Source organism: Clostridium luticellarii, from assembly GCF_002995845.1.
Classification (GTDB): Bacteria; Bacillota; Clostridia; order Clostridiales; family Clostridiaceae; genus Clostridium_B; species Clostridium_B luticellarii.
Genome location: NZ_PVXP01000010.1, coordinates 60977 through 81437 on the forward strand (window position 1 = coordinate 60977; position 20461 = coordinate 81437).

The 20461-nt window shown below is 32.7% G+C and carries 19 protein-coding genes, 1 pseudogene, 1 riboswitch and 2 other annotated features; of the genes and pseudogenes, 2 read left to right on the forward strand and 18 right to left on the reverse strand.

The window, feature by feature from the left end:
* Window positions 1-12: 12 nt before the first annotated feature.
* The 6 genes from pflB to CLLU_RS05640 form a co-directional block, all read right to left on the reverse strand.
* Window positions 13-2259, reverse strand: coding sequence for a formate C-acetyltransferase (pflB, locus tag CLLU_RS05615; protein ID WP_106008592.1), 2247 nt, complete (start codon window positions 2257-2259; stop codon window positions 13-15).
* Window positions 2260-2325: 66 nt separating this feature from the next.
* Window positions 2326-2410: riboswitch (ZMP/ZTP riboswitch) on the reverse strand.
* 225 nt (window positions 2411-2635) lie between these two features.
* Window positions 2636-3760, reverse strand: a complete 1125-nt coding sequence (locus CLLU_RS05620) for a radical SAM protein (RefSeq protein ID WP_106008593.1) — start codon at window positions 3758-3760, stop codon at window positions 2636-2638.
* Window positions 3723-3848 (reverse strand): hypothetical protein, encoded by a 126-nt coding sequence (locus CLLU_RS19305; RefSeq protein WP_268905665.1) that lies wholly within the window; start codon window positions 3846-3848, stop codon window positions 3723-3725. The genes CLLU_RS05620 and CLLU_RS19305 overlap by 38 nt, the downstream gene beginning before the upstream one ends.
* A gap of 90 nt (window positions 3849-3938) precedes the next feature.
* Window positions 3939-4094: a DUF4180 domain-containing protein gene (locus CLLU_RS19430; protein ID WP_106008608.1), complete on the reverse strand. Its 156-nt coding sequence runs from the start codon at window positions 4092-4094 to the stop codon at window positions 3939-3941.
* A 158-nt stretch (window positions 4095-4252) separates the two neighbouring features.
* A complete protein-coding gene (locus tag CLLU_RS05635) occupies window positions 4253-4783 on the reverse strand; it encodes a GNAT family N-acetyltransferase (RefSeq protein ID WP_106008594.1) in 531 nt (176 codons plus the stop codon).
* Window positions 4784-4977: 194 nt separating this feature from the next.
* Window positions 4978-5457 carry a MarR family winged helix-turn-helix transcriptional regulator gene (locus CLLU_RS05640; protein WP_106008595.1) on the reverse strand — a complete coding sequence of 160 codons (480 nt, stop codon included), beginning with the start codon at window positions 5455-5457 and terminating at the stop codon, window positions 4978-4980.
* A gap of 123 nt (window positions 5458-5580) precedes the next feature.
* On the opposite strand from CLLU_RS05640, the gene CLLU_RS19075 reads away from it, so the two are divergent.
* Window positions 5581-6054 carry a hypothetical protein gene (locus CLLU_RS19075; RefSeq protein ID WP_242977492.1) on the forward strand — a complete coding sequence of 158 codons (474 nt, stop codon included), beginning with the start codon at window positions 5581-5583 and terminating at the stop codon, window positions 6052-6054.
* Window positions 6055-6142: 88 nt separating this feature from the next.
* Window positions 6143-6472 (forward strand): hypothetical protein, encoded by a 330-nt coding sequence (locus tag CLLU_RS19080; protein WP_242977493.1) that lies wholly within the window; start codon window positions 6143-6145, stop codon window positions 6470-6472.
* Between the two features lie 298 nt (window positions 6473-6770).
* Here CLLU_RS19080 and CLLU_RS05650 read toward each other — a convergent pair whose 3' ends face one another.
* The 12 genes and pseudogenes from CLLU_RS05650 to CLLU_RS05705 all read right to left on the reverse strand — a co-directional run bounded on the left by CLLU_RS05650 (window position 6771) and on the right by CLLU_RS05705 (window position 20411).
* Window positions 6771-8108, reverse strand: coding sequence for an MFS transporter (locus CLLU_RS05650; RefSeq protein WP_106008596.1), 1338 nt, complete (start codon window positions 8106-8108; stop codon window positions 6771-6773).
* 95 nt (window positions 8109-8203) lie between these two features.
* Window positions 8204-8403 (reverse strand) — a binding site (T-box leader).
* 41 nt (window positions 8404-8444) lie between these two features.
* Window positions 8445-8642, reverse strand: a binding site (T-box leader).
* A gap of 112 nt (window positions 8643-8754) precedes the next feature.
* Window positions 8755-9018: a DUF6429 family protein gene (locus tag CLLU_RS05655; RefSeq protein ID WP_106008597.1), complete on the reverse strand. Its 264-nt coding sequence runs from the start codon at window positions 9016-9018 to the stop codon at window positions 8755-8757.
* 70 nt (window positions 9019-9088) lie between these two features.
* Window positions 9089-10138, reverse strand: coding sequence for an IS1096 element passenger TnpR family protein (locus CLLU_RS05660; RefSeq protein WP_158255885.1), 1050 nt, complete (start codon window positions 10136-10138; stop codon window positions 9089-9091).
* 178 nt (window positions 10139-10316) lie between these two features.
* Window positions 10317-10574: pseudogene (locus tag CLLU_RS19085) on the reverse strand (hypothetical protein).
* Entirely contained in the window at window positions 10574-10747 is a 174-nt protein-coding gene (locus CLLU_RS18870; protein ID WP_170065736.1) for a hypothetical protein, read from the reverse strand. Before CLLU_RS18870 ends, CLLU_RS19085 begins: the two are co-directional and overlap by 1 nt.
* 202 nt (window positions 10748-10949) lie before the next feature.
* Window positions 10950-11681 (reverse strand): hypothetical protein, encoded by a 732-nt coding sequence (locus CLLU_RS05670; protein ID WP_106008599.1) that lies wholly within the window; start codon window positions 11679-11681, stop codon window positions 10950-10952.
* A 513-nt stretch (window positions 11682-12194) separates the two neighbouring features.
* Window positions 12195-13055, reverse strand: a complete 861-nt coding sequence (locus CLLU_RS05680; protein ID WP_242977494.1) for an EbhA — start codon at window positions 13053-13055, stop codon at window positions 12195-12197.
* A gap of 388 nt (window positions 13056-13443) precedes the next feature.
* Complete coding sequence (locus CLLU_RS05685) at window positions 13444-14478, reverse strand: Cfr family 23S rRNA (adenine(2503)-C(8))-methyltransferase (protein WP_106008600.1); 1035 nt, start codon at window positions 14476-14478, stop codon at window positions 13444-13446.
* Window positions 14479-14629: 151 nt separating this feature from the next.
* Window positions 14630-16114: an Lsa family ABC-F type ribosomal protection protein gene (locus CLLU_RS05690; protein WP_106008601.1), complete on the reverse strand. Its 1485-nt coding sequence runs from the start codon at window positions 16112-16114 to the stop codon at window positions 14630-14632.
* A gap of 803 nt (window positions 16115-16917) precedes the next feature.
* Window positions 16918-18471: a hypothetical protein gene (locus tag CLLU_RS05695; RefSeq protein WP_106008602.1), complete on the reverse strand. Its 1554-nt coding sequence runs from the start codon at window positions 18469-18471 to the stop codon at window positions 16918-16920.
* A gap of 72 nt (window positions 18472-18543) precedes the next feature.
* Window positions 18544-19014, reverse strand: a complete 471-nt coding sequence (locus CLLU_RS05700; RefSeq protein ID WP_106008603.1) for a UPF0158 family protein — start codon at window positions 19012-19014, stop codon at window positions 18544-18546.
* A 329-nt stretch (window positions 19015-19343) separates the two neighbouring features.
* The gene (locus CLLU_RS05705) at window positions 19344-20411 is read right to left on the reverse strand and encodes a MalY/PatB family protein (protein ID WP_338078768.1); all 1068 of its coding nucleotides are present in this window, start codon (window positions 20409-20411) and stop codon (window positions 19344-19346) included.
* Window positions 20412-20461 lie beyond the last annotated feature (50 nt).

Genomic DNA, 20461 nt, shown 5'->3' on the forward strand with positions numbered 1-20461 from the left:
TAATATTTATTATTACATTTTTTCGTGGAAGGTTCTGCTTATAACTTCTTTTTGTTGTTCCCTGGTTAACCTGTTGAAATGAACAGCATATCCTGATACCCTTATTGTTAATGTGGGATATTTATCTGGATTTTCCATAGCATCTATTAATGTTTCTCTATTAAGCACATTTACATTCAAGTGGAAGGCCCCTTGTGAAAAATATCCATCTAATATATCAGCAAGATTCACTATTCTAGTTTCTGAATCTTTTCCAAGTGCATCTGGTACTATGGAGAAGGTATTTGATATTCCATCCTGGCAGTAAGTTCTATATGGTATCTTAGCTACTGAGTTAAGTGAAGCCAATGCTCCATTTTTATCCCTGCCGTGCATTGGATTTGCTCCCGGTGCGAAAGGTTCTCCTGATTTTCTTCCGTCTGGAGTTGATCCAGTTTTCTTTCCATAAACAACATTTGATGTTATAGTTAATACTGACAATGAGTGTTGCGCACCTCTATAAGTTTTGTGTTTCTTAAGCTTGTCTGAAAACTTCTTAGATATCTGTACAGCTAAATCATCCACTCTGTAATCATCATTTCCGTATTTAGGGAAATCTCCTTCAATTTTAAAATCTACAGCTATTCCATCTTCATTTCTTACAGGTTTAACTTTTGCATACTTTATAGCACTTAATGAATCCGCAGCTACTGATAATCCTGCTATGCCAAAGGCCATGAATCTTTTAACCTTTGTATCATGAAGGGCCATTTGTCCTGCTTCATAAGCATATTTGTCATGCATATAGTGAATTGTATTCATTGTATTTACATAAAGGTCTGCCACATACTCCATAACTTTATCATAGCTTTTAACTACTTTATCAAAGTCAAGAACTTCATCGTCCATTTTTTCTATATCAGGTACAACTTGAATTAAACTGCCATCTTTAGCTTTTTTCCTTTCATCATATCCTGCATTCACAGCATAAAGTAATGATTTGGCAAGATTTGCCCTTGCTCCAAAGAACTGCATTCTTTTACCTATTTCCATAGCAGATACGCAGCAGGCTACACCATAATCATCTCCATATATAGGCCTCATTATATCATCATTTTCATATTGAATGGCATCCGTTTTTATTGACATTTCCGCACAATAATTCTTAAAGCTTTGAGGTAATTTTTCTGACCATAAGATTGTTATATTTGGTTCCGGTGCTGATCCTAAGTTAGTTAGTGTGTGTAAAAATCTATAACCTGTTTTTGTAAGCAAGGATTTCCCGTTTATGCCGATTCCGCCAATAGCCTCTGTTACCCAGTTAGGATCTCCTGCAAATAACTCATTGTATTCAGGAGTTCTCAAATGTCTTACCATTCGCAACTTTATAACAAGCTGATCAATTAATTCCTGAGCTTCTGCTTCTGTTATAAGGCCGTTTTTCAAATCCCTTTCCATATATATGTCAAGGAAAGTAGTATTTCTTCCCATTGACATAGCTGCTCCATTGTTTTCCTTTACTCCTGCCAGGTATCCAAAGTACAAAAATTGGACTGCCTCTTTAGCATTAGAAGCTGGTTTTGATATGTCTATGCCATAAGATGCTGCCATATCTTTTATTTCTCCCAGAGCACGAATCTGCATTGATACTTCTTCTCTAAGCCTTATGAATTCTTCTGCAGCTGGCCCCACTAATTCCTCTAAATCTTTTTTCTTTTGCTCTATTAAGAAGTCTATGCCGTAAAGAGCTATTCTTCTATAATCACCTATTATTCTTCCTCTGCCATAAGCATCTGGAAGCCCTGTTAAAAGACCTACTGTCCTAGCTTTTCTTGTGGCCTGAGTATAAGCATCAAAAACTCCCTGATTGTGAGTCTTTCTATATTTATTAAAATATTTTTCTATATCTTCATTCATTTTAAATCCATATTCGTGAAGTGATTGTTCAACCATTCTCATTCCACCAAAAGGATTCATTATTCTCTTTAAAGGGGCATCTGTTTGAAAACCTACTATAATTTCGTTTTCTTTATCCAAATATCCTGGCTTAAAGTTATTTATGCCCGAAACTTCATTAGTTTCAACGTCTATAATTCCCTTTTTAATTTCTTCTATGATCAGTTTCTTTGCTTTATCCCAAAGCTTTTTTGTCTTTTCTGTTGCAGGTGCTAAAAAGCTTTTATCTCCATGGTATTCCGTATAATTTTTTTGTATAAATTCCCTTACGTCAATTTCATCAGTCCATCTTCCCAAATTAAATCCCTGCCAGTTTTTTAACATAAAAATACCTCCTCAAAATTTAAATATAATTAAATATCCAGGATATTAAAAAAATAAAACCACCTGGATATTTACCCAGGCGGTCGGTATTCTTATTTACAAATCGCACTCCCTGTGGTGAACTCCACTTCCGCCAGTTATGCGACTCTTAGGCCAGCAAAATTTATATTTTTTAACTACTACGCCATCATATCATATATGTTAAATGACAATTAAAAATTTGTCAATATTGTCACCTGTAAAATAAGACACATTTCTTTCAAATTGCACCTTATATGCAGGAAGTATGTTTCTTAAATAGATGCCAAGTTCATGCTGCAAGCTAAATTCATTGTATATTTCAATATTCTGAGCTTAATGATGCCGCTTAGGGCCTCTAAAAAATCATCTCACCCGGTTTATAGCCCTCAGGCAATTCTTCTTCACTTAAAAACTTGAAATTGTCATCACCCAGTATGGGTAAAAATGCTTCATATGGAATCCTGGAAAACTCACAGGCATAATTGCTGGCTCCGAACCATTTGCCCTCCTTGCTGCTCAGGTTCAAGTCTCTGGCAAATTTTGTATAGTTCGAGCAATCATGAACCACTAAATCCCACTTTTCTTCATCGGCTGTTTTCATGAATTTCAAAGTCAGTTCCCTGCTCCAGATTGGAGATATGTAACCCTGCCTGGAAATATACATGTCTTCTCCATAATAATTGTTTATGTTATTCTCATTCAAGTGTAATTCTGCACAATTGATAAAATCAAGTTTTGTCTCCAAGATGTCCTGCTTTTTCATGAAAAAAATTTGGAAAAACTCAGGAGTCATTGGAGTTTCAATACCTACACTTTTAATATATTTTTTTGCTGTTCCGATATTTTCAATCACCTTGTCCGAACACTCAGAAGCACCCAGGTTGAAACGTATCTCGTCAAGGCCGGCTTCACCTAATGCTTTCAATGTTTCCTCTGTAGCTAAAATGCCATTTGTATACAGATGTTGATGAACTTGAGCATCACTAAATTTCCTTATTACCGGATAGTACTTTTCTATTTCCATAAACGGCTCTAAATAGACATAGCAAATGCCAGTGGGTTTCTTCTGAATGGAAAGAAGCAAATCAATATCCCTGTCATAAAATCTTGTGCCTCCAATTTCCCACATACCTTCGCCCACTGGAGGAATATTTTCCAGCTCTCCATAATCATAACAGAACTTGCACTCAATGTTGCACTTGTTGGTTTTCCTGATTGCATTCAGACCAGTACCCAGCAGGCAGGAACGGCATCCCCGGGGAAATTTACTTTCATTTCCCACAAAAAAAGTTCTGTTCTTCAAGCTTTTCAAACCCTTAATTTCCGACATTAACATATCATTTCTATAATCGATGGCTGCCTCAATTTGCGCAAAGGCAGAGTAAACAATCTCCTGCTGCTTTGTCATAATTTCCTCTTCCTCAGGCAGTGTTGAAAAAAATTCAAACCATTTCAGCGCATCTTTCTTTGAAATTTTCATAATATCCTCCTATAAGTTCGCCTTTTACAGTTCTAATTCTAACTCTTTCTTTTGCTGTATGGCAATTATCAACTCCAATATAACTCATAACTACATAAAAAGTCTCCTTGCCCCGTCCTTATTATACCATCATCATATAAAAACTAGCTCAATATCAACATACCAAGCTAGTTTCACTTTAGAATTTTTTCAATCCATCAACAGCATCTTCTTCAGAAGATACAAAGAAAATATCTCTTCCCCTATTACTTTCATATATAAAATCTTTCAGCGGCTTGCTTGTGTAGACGGAAAAATCGCCGACAATGGCTACTTCACTGCCATTGTCAGTAATTTTTTTATATTCATAACGGGATTTTCCTCCTCATAAATTTCGATTTTTATCTCTAATGTTGACTTATATATAAGATTCATGTGTATAATTATTTCATCAGAATTTTGCAGAGCCAAAAGTACATCGCGGAATTTTTTATTGCGGTGACACAGGTTACCTTACTCAAAAAATTCTTTACAATAAGCCACAGTTCCCTTAATGTTATCAAGACTTCCCTTCTCAAGTTCCAATGCCATAAACGATTCATCCGGTACATCAAATGGTGCCTTAATCCCCCATGTGTTTGCAGGTTTAAATCCAAATCGAGGATAATACCTGTCATGTCCAAGAACAATTACAGATTTGAAGCCCATTTCTTCTGCAAGCTTCAGACTTTCCTCAATCAAGCCTGTTCCAATACCTTTGTTCTGATATTCAGGCAAAACCGAAACAGGAGCCAGTGCCAACGATTCGTATTCCTTTTCACCATCTTTAATAATTAGCTTTGTCATCAGGCTATGACCTACAATTTTTTTGTTAATTTCGGCAATAAGAGAAAGCTCCGGTATAAATACATCGCTTTTTCTCAATTTAGCTACCAAAAACTGCTCTCTATGATCACTGTGCTCTTCATTTTCAAATGCTTTTTCCACCACTTTTTCGGAAAGTCTGCAGTCTTTTTCAGTTTCCTGTCTTATAATTATATCCATTCGTAAATATCCTCCTTTCCAATATCTCAATTGTGAAGTTTGACTCTCCATGTTCCTTCCAATCTTTTTGAAGTTCTTTGTTAGGATGATTTCCTAATAAACAGATTTATATATGGATGTTTTTCCAGCGCCATTAACACCGGCAAATAATACTTTTATGATATTGCAGAATATTTTTATCCAATGGGAATGCTTTATTTATACTTTTGCTCTTGACTATCAACACCTGCATACAACCTGGTAATCATAGTGTAAAACAAATGGATTTCTTCATCAGAATACTCATGAAACAAGCTATTGAGTTTTTCATTGTGAAAATAAAAAACTTCCTCAAAATAGCTATCACCTTTTTCCGTTAGCTGAATTGAGGTGTTTCGCTTATTAACAGGATTTTTCCGAATGGTTATAAAACCTTTTTTCTCCAGTGATGCAGCCAATTTCTTTATATTTTGTCTGGAGGAACCTGACAATTTCCCCAAGTGAGTAAAGGTGGTTTTACCAGTTGTATGTTTTATCATCACAAGCAGCATAAATTGTTTCAATGTAAGAAATGGATCGGCTTTATCAAAAATTGTCTGCAGACGATTTTGCAAAATAAATATACTCGCAAAGATACCACGTGTTTCTTTTTCCCGCTCACCGCTATAATTTTTAATCATATCATCAATCTGCATAACGTTTTCCCTTTCATTAACAAAAACTTATCCATTATATCCATTTACATTATAGTAACTAGTTGCTATAATGTAAATGGTAACTAGTTACTATATTGATGTCATACATCAAGGAGGGCTGTAATGAAGATGAATAAAACAAGCAACTTATTGGTGATTTTCATTATCATCTTAGCATCAATTGCTTCTGCATATGGTTTTTTTTCAAATAATGCTATCAATGAAAATCAAACAATTCAGACTATTCATAATGAAACCGTCAGGCTTTATGGGAAAGGATTATATCATAATGAATCAGTATCTATGGCAGCACAAGTAAGAGCTCAAGACGTTGTTACACTAGTCTTTGCCATTCCCCTACTGCTGGTTTCGTTGATTCTGAACAAGAGGTCCCTCAAAGGAAAATTGTTGTTGGTAGGAACATTAGGTTATTTTCTATACACCTATATGAGCTATTCGTTTTTAGCAATATACAACAATTTCTTTCTGATTTATGTGTTACTGATGTCACTGTCGTTTTTTTGCATTTATAATCAATATTACTTCACAGCAACTGCAGAATTTGGAGAAATGCTTTTCAGCCGCCATGCCCAGTAAGCCTGTTGGAATTTTCATCATCGTTATCGGCATTATTATAAGTTTGATGTGGTTAGGCAGAATCGTTCCCACCATTGGTAATAATACTGTGAATGGTTTGGAGCATTATACTACTTTCGTTATTCAAGCAATGGACTTAGGAATTGTCCTTCCAGTGACTGTAGTAAGTGGTGTTTTGCTATTGCGAAAGAAAAGTTTAGGTTACTTGCTTGCCCCAATCATTATCATTAAGGGCATAACATTACTGTTAGCTATTGATGTGATGGCTATTTCCATGGCAATTAGCGGTGTTTCAGTTTCGCCGATTGAATTAATTTTATTTCCATTATTTACCGTAATATTTGCTGTGATTTTGTGGATAATATTAAAAAATTTTAAATCAATAGATAATACTTGCACATATAAAGAAACGATTTAGTTAAATCAAAGCATTTTCATAGCCTTTTAGCACAAACTCTCTCAATGCCGCATTCAAAATTACGCTCCGTCTCTGCAGTTCTAAATCCAGCAATTTTATAAGCATGCAATGTCCCCCTTTTTTTATCTGTCAGGTAAATAAATTATATCATTATTTACCTGACAGATTAAAACTCCCTTGGTTATAAAGAACTCCAGGACTTTTCTGAGAGTTAACATATATTTCTATATTATTATTCTAACACATACTAACCGGACAAAATGAATTATTAAAATCAATACTTTCAAAACTTAGGCACTTAAATTTCATCCAGGGATTTTTGTTTTGTTTCAACTCCTAACACAGCAATAATAAATGCCACTACTACAAGTATGCATCCAAGTACTATAAAAACAGTCCTGGTATCATAGTTTTTAAGTATCCATGCTACTCCATAAGGACTGAATATAGTTGCCAGCCTTCCTACTGCATTACAAAATCCTGAGCCTCTAAGTCTTATGTCTGTGGGAAACAATTCCGGAACATAAATGGCAAGGCCAAGTGTAAGAAGTATATATATAATTACAGTGAGGAAAAAACCCATAGTCAATATTACAGTCATAGTATTTTGTGAAGCATATGCATATCCAAGTGCTCCTGCTGCAAGCATAAATATAGTAAGGCACCATTTACGCCCTAATTTATCTACAATAAAACTCCCAATTAACGCTCCAAGAGGTGCACCTATCATCATTATAGTTGTATATCCCAATGATTTAGAAACATTTATGCCTTTTCTCAAGAAAAATGTAGGTGCCCAGCTTACAAAAGTATATATCAAAGTATTTATTGCAATCAGCACTACACAACCTACAATAGTTCTCGAGATCATATTTTTACTGAATAAATCACTAAACTTCCCCGATTCTTTATCATGTTCCTTCCTTATGACATTAGGTTGTGCTATGGAATTATCAGCCTCCTTCTCTGCTTCATGGTAAAATATATTTACAACATGCTGTGCATCTTCTTCCATTCCTTTGGATTCATACCATCTTGGGGATTCAGGCATACTTTTTCTCATATACCATACAATTACGGAAAATACACCTACAAATACAAACATCCATCTCCAGCCAAACCGTGGTATTATAAGATATCCCAGAAATGCAGCCGCCGGTGTAGAAACGTTCGTTATAAGCGAAAGCATGGACATCCACTTTCCCCTGGTTTTTGAAGGCACAAATTCTGCAAGCAGTGCATATCCTGTAACAATTTCAGCACCGAGTCCAATTCCCATTATTCCCCTGCAGACTATTAAAAAAATCATATTTGGGGAAAATGCAGCTACAAGAGATGCTCCACCAAATATCAAAAGGTTCAGCTGATAAGAAAATTTACGTCCAAAACTGTCTCCTAAAAATCCAGTAATAAGTGACCCTATCAAAAGTCCTAAAAAAGTTACAGAAATAAAAGCAGCATTTAAGCTTATGCTTGACCATCCACTTTTTAACAGCACACCTAAAACTCCACCTGCCAGATATACATCAAATCCATCTAAAAATATTCCAAGACCGATGAGCCATAAAATTTTATAGTGTAATTTGGATATTGGAACATAATCCATTTTTTCAGAAATATAATTGACTTCTTCCATTAAAATACCTCCATTTAGTAAACAAAAATTTAATATATAATTTCACTGGCCAGTAAAAATTATTTTCTAAAAACAAGCATAAAAAATAGACCTTTCCATGGGGCGAAAGGTCTATCGCGGTACCACCCAAATTTATAACTTGAATATTTTAACGGCGTCACTGCCGGCAGAATCCTACTAATTTTCAGATTGCAGTTTAAGGGTGAGTTTCAATACAGTATAAATGTGCTTTTTCACCATGGGCACTCTCTTTAAAAGTATATCTGTATTTACTTATCCCTGGCATTACTTTTACAATATTAAGTTTTCATCAAAATAAAAAAGCGGTATTGTTTCTCTTGGAGCGAGAAACAATACCGCGGTACCATCCAAATTTTTTTCTTTATAAAATAACGGATTCACCCGATACAGTCTACTTGTATTTCAACCGATAACTCAAGGACGAGTTTTCAATACATGAGTATTGTGAATTTACAGCAAACATCACTCTCTTTAAATATCATATATTTACTTGATTCCTGTCATAGTTCTTAAATTTAATTTTTTCTAAATTATAGTACTAATCTTATATATTGTCAAGATTTAGATTTGATGAGGGTAGCTGTAATTTGTATATATTTACAGATTAATGCTACACCATATATATCTACTTCCAATCTGATATATTATATTTAGCCAATAATTCCCGTGATAATTTCATGCCTTCATCTGTAATTGCTACAGACTTAGAACGATGGCTCCCCTGCCGGATATAATCTTCCTTATCCAGTTCATTAATAATGTCGAAATCATATCCCTTCCAAGCCATATCCAAATCTGATCCAAAATAATCACGTTCCTTAAATCTTGTTAAATACATCAACAGCATGGTCAATTCTTTAACTGCTTTCTTCGGATTAGTCTTATCCATAATAAAATCTCTTCTCTCCGTGGTAAAATTACAATTTCATTGTTATACAATTTTTATGCCCATCATCATACTACAATATCCTTTTATTGGCAATCTTTTTTTCACTCCAGCCAAGTCTCTTTGACCAAGCACGAAGCTCATTACTTTCTACCTTGTCTTCACTTTCATAAACAGTCCCTAAAAAATTAGCAAATCCACTTAGTCCACCTACATCATCAATCAAAAAAACTCCATCTTTATAAATACAAACCGGCCTATGCTCATTCAGCACAGTATCATTTGCACAGACAATCTCTTCATGCGAAACAAGCCCGCCTTTAATCAGGTCTCTGTAATTGTCTTTCTTAGTTATGATAATAGTCCAATTATCCCCAAAATCATATTTATAAATGAGCTCCTTTGCTACCGGAAACAACCTTTTTTCACCAAGCAGTTCATGTTTACCTGCTAAAATCTTGCTAACTTCCAATCTCTCCAACAAGTTTTTTGTTCCACCCTCAATGATAATAGAAGAATTCATTTCTTCAAGAGTCAACTCAATCAAAGGAGCTTTACGCAAAATTTTAATCTCCTTGCCCTCAGCCTTTTTAGTCCGTTCTATGTAATCTTTAAATGACTCCCTAACATCAATCATCTTAAAATCATCCATGAGCCGCTGCACATCTCTTTTAGCAATTTCCGGATGCTCCAGTTTTCCGCCATAAAAATACGGTCCAATATATTTCTTCTTAATCCATGCACTTATACTGCCTTTTTTATAATCATCATCCCAGAAAATATCTCCCTCTGATTCGGACGGAGGCTGAAATAAAATTCCCACTAAATCCGACCAGCCTTTAACAGTGCCACTGGTCAGTTTTTGATATATTTCTTCCGGTAGATGAAAACTGCGTAAGTGTGAATTTCTCCAGCCATAAAGTTTTTGTATTGTATAGTGTAGATTATGAAGCGGCATATCAGATGGTATAAGAATATCTCTGCATATGGACTTCCCCGTAGAAGATTCTCCATATCTTTTAAGCATTATTTTCTGGTATTCCGTCAGGTATTCATCTTTCAATTCCAAATGAAGATGAACCGATGTGATTTCTTCTTTATCACCTCTTATTTTGTTTTTCATTTTGTCCTCCTTCCCAATTATCTTTATTTTTAACTTTGAACCACCATATGCCATTCTGCATTACATAATGCATCCATTCACTGCTTTTATCAAATATTCTACCCTTGTTATCAATACAACACACTCCACGTATCAGTAGACAAGCTATAGATATAATTATGCAGAAATATTAGCTTTTTTATTGCAGAATCTTTCTACTCCAATTGGGAATTGTATTTCTTTTCCATTTAACTGTTCCGTTGCATATATAGGCTGCGTATTTAAATTCATTTGTATTATCATATATATTTATTTCATTACATATACCCAGTATCTTTTTTAAATTATTCAATGATTAATAGTATCTTCTTTCTATATCTCTCTCATAATAAATAGATCTATATATGGATGTTTTTCCGGCACCATTTACTCCTGCGAATATAGTATAAATAGCCATTACTCTTTACCTATCACCTTTTTTTGCTCTCTTTGAAGCACTAAATCCGATAAAGCAGCATAAAAATCTTGTTCTTCTTTTGTCTTTGATTTTTTAAACAGTTCTTTTAAATCCTCATATGAATACCTAAGAAACTGCTTATACAAACTACTTTGCTGATTTATTTTTTCCATAACGATTCCCCTTCGATAAATATATCTTTATACTATATTGTACCCTAATATAGTGCTCCCATAAATAGCTGTACTTAACTGAATTTAAATTTTCAGGAATCTCACCTTTCTTTATTAAAGAGCAATAACTTCTTCAACCATTTTGGCACATGCTTAACTTTTTTATTTTTAGATACAGACTTTAATTAAATAGTAAATAAACTTAATCGTTTTTAAGTTTCTCTTTTAAAGAATTCAACATTTTCATTTTCTCACTGTCACCTTTTACATCTGGATGATATTTTTTTGCAAGTTTAGTAAATCCTGCTTTAAGCAGTTCCTTAAAAAGTTCACTTTCCTCCGCTGTCAGATGATAAGGATTAGAATTCCTCTGCTTGTTAATTTCTTTCCATCCTTGAGATTTGTAAAATCTTTTAGCCTCATTATATGTATTGAAATTTGTATTGTAGTTATAGTTGATTATATTTACATACCATTTTTTGAAATGCTCTTCATCATTGAAATTTTCATCATATTCTTCTTCATAATATATCATATACTTTATAATCTCATTTTCTTTTTCCTTACGCAAATGCAACCTATACTGGTTTTTAGTGAAATTATCTTTGAACTCATACTCATAAAAATCCTCAACTGACTCTATTACCATTCGCTCAAAAGACTTTTTCTGTACATTCAACTTATCTTGTACCTTATCAAATACCTTAAATTCTTCTAAAAGACTCATTATGTCATACCTATAAAACGATGAATCCCCAGTCTCCTCAGCATGGAATATTTCTTTCTCATCAAAATCAAACAGATGTATTTTGTTCCCATTGTCAGAGCAATAATCCACTGAGTACTTGTTTCGATACCCTTTTAAATATTTGCTGATTTTTACACACATAATCATTACCGCTCCCAAAACTACTATTGCCTTAAAACTAGCCAATAGTTTTGAATCTGCTATAACTAATTTCAGTATATCATGAAATTTAATAGAGTTAAATATTTAAAATTTTTGAATATAAATCATATAATTATTGATTCTCTATATTACATTATTCCTGCCCGGGCATAAAAGCGCATCATTTTATCAACTCAAATCATTTTAATTCTAGGTAATAAAAAATCAGCTTATATAACTACAACAAGCCGATTTTAGGAATGTTTTTAAGACAAGTTGTACTGCAACGCGGTATTCCATTTGAAATAAAACTGCCTGCAAATGCTCCGACTGTCTTTGGTTCACTTACCAAAAAACAATTTGATACTGAAATTAACAAATGTATGGACGATATAAAGAATAGAATATTAATTCTCAAAAGCATCTATCGAAAGATAGGTGCTTTTCTTATGCCAATTTTTAGGAAAGGACATGAATACTTATGGGAATACTACCCAGCCTTTCCTGATCACAGGATAATCCGGGAGTCAAACACCGACCCATTGCTCTTGGTATAAACTATTTCAACTCAATCAACTTGTCAAGAATTTGTTTTGTCAAATCCTTTTGTTGTGCCGCTGTTAAATTGGTTGAAGTTCTGATCACAACTGTTCCATGTACTTCGTGAGAACCAGAATTAAACATTTCTGCTCCATCAAACGCTGCTAGGTAAGCATTACGAGTTTCTGCATCTTTCTTAGTTGGATAGACTTCAATACATCCACCTGCATCAGTTCCTTTATCAACAATATCTCTGCCATCCACTTCTTCAGTCACATCTTTGTCAGTAAAATAAACTGCAGCGGTATATCCACCTTGTTTGTTAAGATTACCGTTCGGATCATTATTTTCTGTTACTGCTTGCGTTCCTGTGATTGAAGATACTTCCTTCAATCTTTGAATTACAAAATCGCTTGTTGGATTTGTAATTTGCTTAAGCTGCTTCACGCTGTTTTCAAATGCTTCACTAGCTGATTTCAATTCACTAATTTGTGTTGAATAGTCAATTGGCTTTTCTAATTCTTTGGTAGCTTTTTCGATTGCATCAGTCTTTTTAGGAACTTCGGGAACAGATACTAATGCTTTCTTGGCACTGTTATCAGCTGATTTTAGCTTACCTAATGCCGATGTATCATAAGCTTCTTTCTTAGAATTTATCAACTTTTCAGAATTATCAATCGATGTTTGCAGTTCCTTATTTTTTGCTTCAACTTTTTTCTTTGCAGTATCAAACTGAGTAACGGCTTTTTCATGTGGTGAATATACCTCAAAGTAATAACCACAACCGCCTGCAGCAATAACCAATAATGTGATAATCCCAATAATAGCTTTTTTCATTTTGTTCACTTCCGTTTTTTTGTCCATATCCTCATAATTCACGCCACACACCCCTGTCCTCAGCATTTATATATTATATTTTCTATTATATACATTCATACTGACATAGACTGTCAGCAACAATAAAATTACCTATATGTAAAAACAAAAAAGCCAATTAAGATGATTGTTCGCCTTAACCGACTCTTGAATTTCATTATTCAATTACAACCTCTTAAAAGCTTCTAAAATTAACTTGAAAGATATAGCAATTTTTAGAGTATATAATAAACCTACACTAATAAGAGCACAGCTACTAAAGTCTTCCTGCTGTGCTTTTTAATGAAATTATCATATCCACACGTATTTTGATAGAAAGTCAACACTTAAAAATTAGCCCTCTTTTTTAATTGAGAGGGCTTATTCTTAGAATAATATTTTCGAACCAACATCACAATTCATTTTCACAATACAATTGTCCGCAGGCAGCGCCAATTTCAGAACCAAATTGTGTCCTAACAGTTGCACTAACGCCTGCTTCCTTTAATGTACTGCAAAACTGGTTGATAGCACTCGATGGTTGAAATTTAAAAGTTGTTTTATTCGTAGAATTATAAGATATCAAATCAATATGATATAAATACTCCCATGAACCACGATTTTTCAACAAACCTATAACTGCCTTTGCATGTTCTTTAGAATCATTAATCCCTTCAAGCATAATATACGCAAGAAATACTCTTCGTCCCGTATGAATAATATGTTCATCTAATGTCTTCATTACCTCATGCAATGGAAATCTTTCATTTATAGGCATTAAATCGCTTCGTTGACTTTCAAATGGTGAATGAAGTGAGAAAATGAGATTTACTTGTGGAAATTCTTTGGTCAATTTTTGAATTCCTGGTATAACACCAATTGTTGAAATCGTAATTCTTCGTTGACTTAAACCAAATAAATTTTGATCAGTCAAAATTTTTAGTGCACCAAATAACTCTGGATTTGCAAAAGCCTCACCCATTCCCATAAATGAAACACTATTCAAACTATGTCTATAGAAATAAAAATAAAGTAATTGATCAGTTATCTCATCAGCAGTGAGATTTCGTTTAAATCCAGTACTTCCAGTTGCACAAAAACGGCATCCAAAACCGCAACCACATTGAGAAGAAATACAAAACGATTCCCACCCCTGTTTATACTGTAATCGAACAGCCTCTATTCTCTTTCCGTCTGTCAATTCAAATAACAATTTTTCAGCTTGCTTAGAATGTTGTGAAAAAACAGGTATTAAGCTAGATACATTATTCCCAAACTCATTTGTTAAAGCTATCCTTAATACTTTTGGCAACATAGCCATATCATCAAAATTATCTATCCTTTGACGAAAAATAGCTTTTGCAAGCTGTATATATCTATAATTTGGTAAATTTAAATCTGATACTATTTGTTTTATTTTTTCATATTTTGTTTTTGTCTGCTTCATGTAGGCTTCCTCCTCGCTATTAATAGTTAGGAAGCAAAGCCAGCATTGGCGACTTATACTACTCCATGCAAATGTCGCCTAAAACATCTGACTTTGCATGGAGCCTATTATGTGTTACTTGTATATTCATATTAAACATATTAATTCCATTCTATCCCTTCAATTTTATAGTTTTTGTTGCAACATTTTCACAAAATGCAATATCATGCTCAACAAATAAAATTGTGGGCTGATATTCAATTAACAATTTCTCAATCTGCATACGAGAAATTACATCGATAAAATTCAATGGTTCATCCCAAATATATAAATGTGCCTGTTCACACAAACTTCTTGCAATCAATACCTTTTTCTTCTGTCCTCCACTAAAATCCTGGATATTCTTTTCAAACTGCTCTCTTGAAAAATCAAGCTTTCTAAGAATTGATTTAAATAAGCTTTCTTCAATACAATATTTATCTGCGTATTCAGACAAGTTACCATATAAATCTGATGTATCTTGTGAAACATAAGAAATAATCAACTGACTACTTTTCCTCACAATTCCATTATGCGGGATTTTTTCTCCATAAATTAATTTTAATATACTTGATTTCCCACTGCCGTTTTTCCCTTGAACAGCAATTCTTTCACCCTGCTCTATGGTGAAGCTTACTGCTTCACAGATAATTCTATTATCGTATTGAATTGAAACATCCGCAAGTTCCACAAGCTTTTTACCATGGAAAGTAAGCGGTACTATTTTTAAGCTTTCATTGGATTCAATATTTTTAAGAAGCCTTGATTTTTCCTCAATCATATTCTGTTGTCTAGCTTCTATATTTTTAGCACGCTTCATCACTTTTGCAGCTTTATGTCCAACATACCCCTTATCCAATTTGCTCCCGGAATTAGCAGCTCCATATTTACTGCTTTCAACACTATCTGACCATGCAGATGTACGTTTTGCTGAACTGGAAAGCCGGCTAATATTCTTTTTCAATTTTTCGTTTTCTGCTAGTTCAAAACCATCTTGTAAGTCTTTATTTCTCCACCATGAAGAAAAATTTCCTTTCTGTATCTCAATATTAGTTCTATTAATGGCCAAAATATGGTCAACGCAATTATCTAAAAAATACCTATCATGTGAAATCAGAATAAATCCTTTCTTCTTTTTTAAATAATTGCTTAGTTTTTTTCTAGCTTCAACATCCAAATGATTTGTAGGTTCATCAATAAGTAAGAAGGAGTTCTCCTTTAAAAACATAGCAGCTAGTAATGCTTTGGTCTGCTCTCCTTTAGATAGTGTATAAAATTGTCTATATAAAGCATCATAATCCATATCTAACAATGATAATTCTTTAATTATTTCCCAATCCATTGAATTTGGACTGATTTCCCTTATGATATCTATGGTGAAATTTCCTTGTTCCTGCACCTTATAAGGAAAATATTCAAAAGTCACATCAGCTGAAATATTTCCATTATATTCGTATTTCCCAAGCAGGAGATTTAAAAAAGTGGTTTTTCCCCTTCCATTTCTTCCGGTAAACCCCAATTTCCAATCTGTATCAATTTGAAAACTTATATTTTCAAAAATATTATCATAACTATCTTCATAAGCAAAGGTTAGGTTTGTAACATTTATTAAAGACATATTTTTGTCCTCCTCTGTAATTAATAGTATAAACAACAAAGTCGGAACAACAGGCGACTGTGTTTATTTACTTCATATAAATGTCGCCTTCAGTATCCGGCTTTATATGGAGATTATCATGTGTTAGCAAAGTGTCTTTGTTTTTCATAATATTAATTATCCTCCTTATTCTAATTATCTATAAAAAATAAGAGCCGCAAGAAATTATCATTCTTACAGCTCATAGATATACTAATTAAGCTAATCGTTATAGCATAACACAAGAGTATATATTAAGAGAAAAAAGAATAACTTTCTTGCATAAGTACGACAAAATAAACAAAATACATCCTTTTATCTTTTTGTCAATTGTACTTTAAAAATTAGCAAGAAAATTAAATCATCTTTTCACCTCAAACTTCAACTTTTTTACATTGTATCACTATATATTGAAAAAATCAACAAAAGCTTGAATCAACTACTTTGCTGATTTATTTTTTCCATAACACTTCCACTCCGATAGATATATCTTTTACTATATTGTACCCTAATATAGTACTCCCATAAACAGCTGTATTTAACTGAATTTAAATTTTCAGGAATCTCACTTTTTTTATTAGAGAGCAATAACTTCTTCAACCATTTTGTACATGATCAACTTTTTTATTTCCTGAAATATATTGATTATTTTATCTTATGAAATTCTATTTGATAGAAGTCAAGTTATACGTATAGATTCTTAAAAAAGATAAAATAATAAAAAAGATTCTGTAAATGTTTAAAAAGCTATCTCACAATACATATATTTATGAGATATTTTCCCTTCACTCTTCTATTTTTTTCCTCATCTCGTCCTTTAATGCAGGTCTTCTATTGTTTTCTCTTATAATTCCATCATAGTAATCCTTAAACTCATCTTCTTTATCAAGGAAACTAAATATTTCTTTAATTATACTACAATAATATGCTGCCTTAGCATATCGTGATCTTTTGGCAGCATCTATATGAAAACTAACCATTTCTTTAAGTATTTTCGTAGCTTCATCTATATAAAAATCTTTTTTATTTATATCTCCATTTAGTACTAACATGTCTTCAATGCCCTCTGCATCATATTCATCGGTTTTTAATATAAAGTCATTTAAATTTTCATAACTTAATTTTTTATCATAAAATAAACGGTATAATAAAGATCTGCATGTGTATTTTAAATAATAATATTTATCATATCCACTTGATTTCTCTACAACCTTTAACAGCTCATCTACTTTCCCTTCATAGGATAGAATCTTTATAAATATCCATGTAGATCCATAACTTTTCATAACTCTTAGTCGTTTTTTAGAATCCCCCATAAAACTTTCTAAGTTATTGATCTTTTCCGCAAAATAATGGGCTTTTTTATAGTTTTTATAAGTAGTATCTTCATAGAATAAATTTTTTGCAGCACAGAATGCTCCCTGAAAATCATTTAATTTTTCAAGGGAAGTTATAAGCATATTTTGTAATTCAACTCTTATTGATTGAATTTTAATCTTATTTAATGCCTCTTCAGTTAACTCTATACTTTCTTTCCATCTTTCTAATTCAAAATATGCTTTTACAATGTCGTAATAAAAATTAACGTTATATTTGAAAAAACTTTTAGCAAGCTCTATTCTGTTATATCCTTTTTCATACCTTTCATAAAAGTTTTTAAGGAGCTCAAAAATTAACTGTTGTTTACTCCATTCATCATATAACTCTATTTTTTCTCTTATAATTTCTTCTAAAATAGAGATATCATTTATATGTGAAAGCATAGCTTTTTCGCATTTTTCTCCAAAATTCAACCATTCTTCAAAACACTTATCTATACTTTCTTTCTTGTCTTTTATACAATTTATGATACAGGTATAGTATTCATCAAATACATCTTCCCAATTGATATCTATGTAATATTCAGGGTTTTCTGTTCCTAGAATTTCTTCATCAAAAGAAGCTTTGTAGATGCAATTTAAAAGTAGTTCAAAGACTTCAAAAGCAACATCATAATTTTTGCTTCTAGAATATAGTAAAACTGTATTAAAGTATTCAGTAAACTTTTGTACCCACTCACTATCTTCAAAATTCACATCATCATAATTATCTAAATAATCATCATAATAAACTTCTATATAATATTTCCCTTCAAGACAGCTTTTATAAAAGTCTTTAACTTCTTCTAGAAATTCCAGCTCACCTTTTTTATTAGCTGATTCTATAGCCAATTTAGCGTCTATATTTTTAGAAATAAATTGTATTTTTTCAGTTTCATCAAGTCTATTTAAAAGATCAACAACTAGCCCTGCTAATTTTTCTTTATCAAATTTTAATAGTATTTCTATTTTTTCATCCATAAGTTTTACCTTTCATTTTCTTGATTGCTCTGTAAACATCACATTTAATCTCAATGAAATTATCAAAAAAATTTATCTATTAATTTCCAATCCATTATCACTACACCAATCTAATGCAATTTTATTAAATTCATCATCCTTAAACTTGTACCATTCCTTTTCTACATTAAATCTTATGACTGCATCCTTGAATCTCCTAAAGGCTCCCTTTCCATTTAATGCATTCAATAGTTTATTGGATATTTTATCATTATCTAAGGAATAACAAAATTGAACCATAATATCATACTCATTAATATCAAATTTTGATGGCAATGAGATATAGTTATCCCAATTTTCTTCCACGTCAATAGCAGCTTTAACATCATCCAGCTGCCATTCTAGCAGCCTCTCTACATCATCTTCATCATAATTCTCAGCCATTCTTCTTGTCTCATCATCTATATAAATAATTTTACCTGTAATCTTATTATAATAACAGTTTCCCCCATCATCAGCTAATTCTATTGCTTGTAATACATCTTCCATTTTAACTTTTCCCATTTTTTACATCTCCTTAATCATTCCATACTGTAAATCATAAAATATATGGTTAGCCTTTTATGACCTCTTTTAAATGTTCATATCCATTTTCTGTAAATAAATAGTCAATTACTCTATTTTGTTTCTTAACAATAGTCCTACAATGTCCAATTAGACAATTTGCTTCTTTCTTGCGCAAATACAATCTGCACTGCTTTTAGTTGATATCTTCCAAGCTTTTTTCAATATTCTCTAAAGCTTTCTTCAATATAGTTTTGGGGCATGCAAAGTTGATTCTTTGGAAATGTTCTCCTCCAGCGCCAAATATATAACCATCATCCATTACAACTTTAGCTTTCTTCCGCTTTAGCTTTCTTCCGCATCAATTGATGAAGCTCTATATCCGTCAAGTTAAAATCACTAAAATCAAGCCATGCCAAATAAGTTCCCTCCGGCCTAATCATCTTTACTCTTGGAATTCGTTCTTTTAGAAATTTATCAATAAAATCTAGATTATTTTGAAGATATATAATAAGTTGTTCAAGCCATTTCTCGCCTTTATTGTATGCTGCTATTTGAGCAACAGATGCAAAAGTTCCTGGAGCGATATTGATTGACGATAGTTTACGATTTAATTTTTTCCTTAACTTTTCATTTGGTACTATAATGTTAGAAACCTGTAACCCTGCAAGATTAAATGTCTTTGAAGACGATGTACATACAATTGAGTTCATCTCAAATTCCTTAGAAACCTTACCAAATGGAATGTGACGATTGGGAAGGTATATTAAATCCAAATGAATTTCATCTGAAACTACCAATATATCATTCTTTAAACAAATCTCCCCTAATTGCTTCAGCTCTTCACTTGTCCATACACGCCCAACTGGATTATGTGGACTGCATAAAAACATTAGCTTAGTTTTACTATACTGAGCAATTGTTTCCAATCCCGAAAAATTCATTTCGTATTTTCCATCATTGAGCACCAACGGATTATTGACAATATGACAGCCATTATTAGTGATAACATTGGCAAATGGATGATAGACAGGATTTTGAATTATCACTTTATCACCTGGACAGCAAAATGTTTTTACAATAAAATTGAGTGCCGGTATTATTCCCGGCGTAAAAAGCATCCATTCCTTTTCAATATTCCATCCATTCCTCTTTTTCTGCCAGTTAACTGCAGCCTCCATAAATTCAGCACTCTTATGACCATACCCAAAAATACCATGCCGCGCCCTATCTGTTATCATTTCGACAATTGGCTCAGCTACTTTAAAATCCATGTCTGCAATCCACATTGGAATAATTTTTTCATCTTCAAAGTTTTCTTTAAGATATTTTTTAGACCATTTTATAGAGTCTGTTTTTCCTCTGTCAATAATTTCATCAAAGTTATATTTTATCATAATATTTCCCTTTCCCATAATTGTAAATTAACTTTACTATACAATATTAT

What these genes read in the sequence shown, in the direction of transcription:
- CLLU_RS18870 (WP_170065736.1), bottom strand. Translation starts at nt 10,747, where the DNA reads ATGGAAAAAATAAATCAGCAAAGTAGTTTGTATAAGCAGTTTCTTAGG.
- CLLU_RS05690 (WP_106008601.1), bottom strand. Translation starts at nt 16,114, where the DNA reads ATGTCTTTAATAAATGTTACAAACCTAACCTTTGCTTATGAAGATAGT.
- CLLU_RS05705 (WP_338078768.1), bottom strand. Translation starts at nt 20,411, where the DNA reads ATGATAAAATATAACTTTGATGAAATTATTGACAGAGGAAAAACAGAC.
- CLLU_RS05660 (WP_158255885.1), bottom strand. Translation starts at nt 10,138, where the DNA reads ATGAAAAACAAAATAAGAGGTGATAAAGAAGAAATCACATCGGTTCAT.
- CLLU_RS05655 (WP_106008597.1), bottom strand. Translation starts at nt 9,018, where the DNA reads ATGGATAAGACTAATCCGAAGAAAGCAGTTAAAGAATTGACCATGCTG.
- CLLU_RS05635 (WP_106008594.1), bottom strand. Translation starts at nt 4,783, where the DNA reads ATGGATATAATTATAAGACAGGAAACTGAAAAAGACTGCAGACTTTCC.
- CLLU_RS05685 (WP_106008600.1), bottom strand. Translation starts at nt 14,478, where the DNA reads ATGAAGCAGACAAAAACAAAATATGAAAAAATAAAACAAATAGTATCA.
- CLLU_RS05700 (WP_106008603.1), bottom strand. Translation starts at nt 19,014, where the DNA reads ATGGGAAAAGTTAAAATGGAAGATGTATTACAAGCAATAGAATTAGCT.
- CLLU_RS05650 (WP_106008596.1), bottom strand. Translation starts at nt 8,108, where the DNA reads ATGGAAGAAGTCAATTATATTTCTGAAAAAATGGATTATGTTCCAATA.
- CLLU_RS05620 (WP_106008593.1), bottom strand. Translation starts at nt 3,760, where the DNA reads ATGAAAATTTCAAAGAAAGATGCGCTGAAATGGTTTGAATTTTTTTCA.
- CLLU_RS05695 (WP_106008602.1), bottom strand. Translation starts at nt 18,471, where the DNA reads ATGGATGAAAAAATAGAAATACTATTAAAATTTGATAAAGAAAAATTA.
- CLLU_RS19075 (WP_242977492.1), top strand. Translation starts at nt 5,581, where the DNA reads ATGAAGATGAATAAAACAAGCAACTTATTGGTGATTTTCATTATCATC.
- CLLU_RS05640 (WP_106008595.1), bottom strand. Translation starts at nt 5,457, where the DNA reads ATGCAGATTGATGATATGATTAAAAATTATAGCGGTGAGCGGGAAAAA.
- CLLU_RS19305 (WP_268905665.1), bottom strand. Translation starts at nt 3,848, where the DNA reads ATGAGTTATATTGGAGTTGATAATTGCCATACAGCAAAAGAAAGAGTT.
- pflB (WP_106008592.1), bottom strand. Translation starts at nt 2,259, where the DNA reads ATGTTAAAAAACTGGCAGGGATTTAATTTGGGAAGATGGACTGATGAA.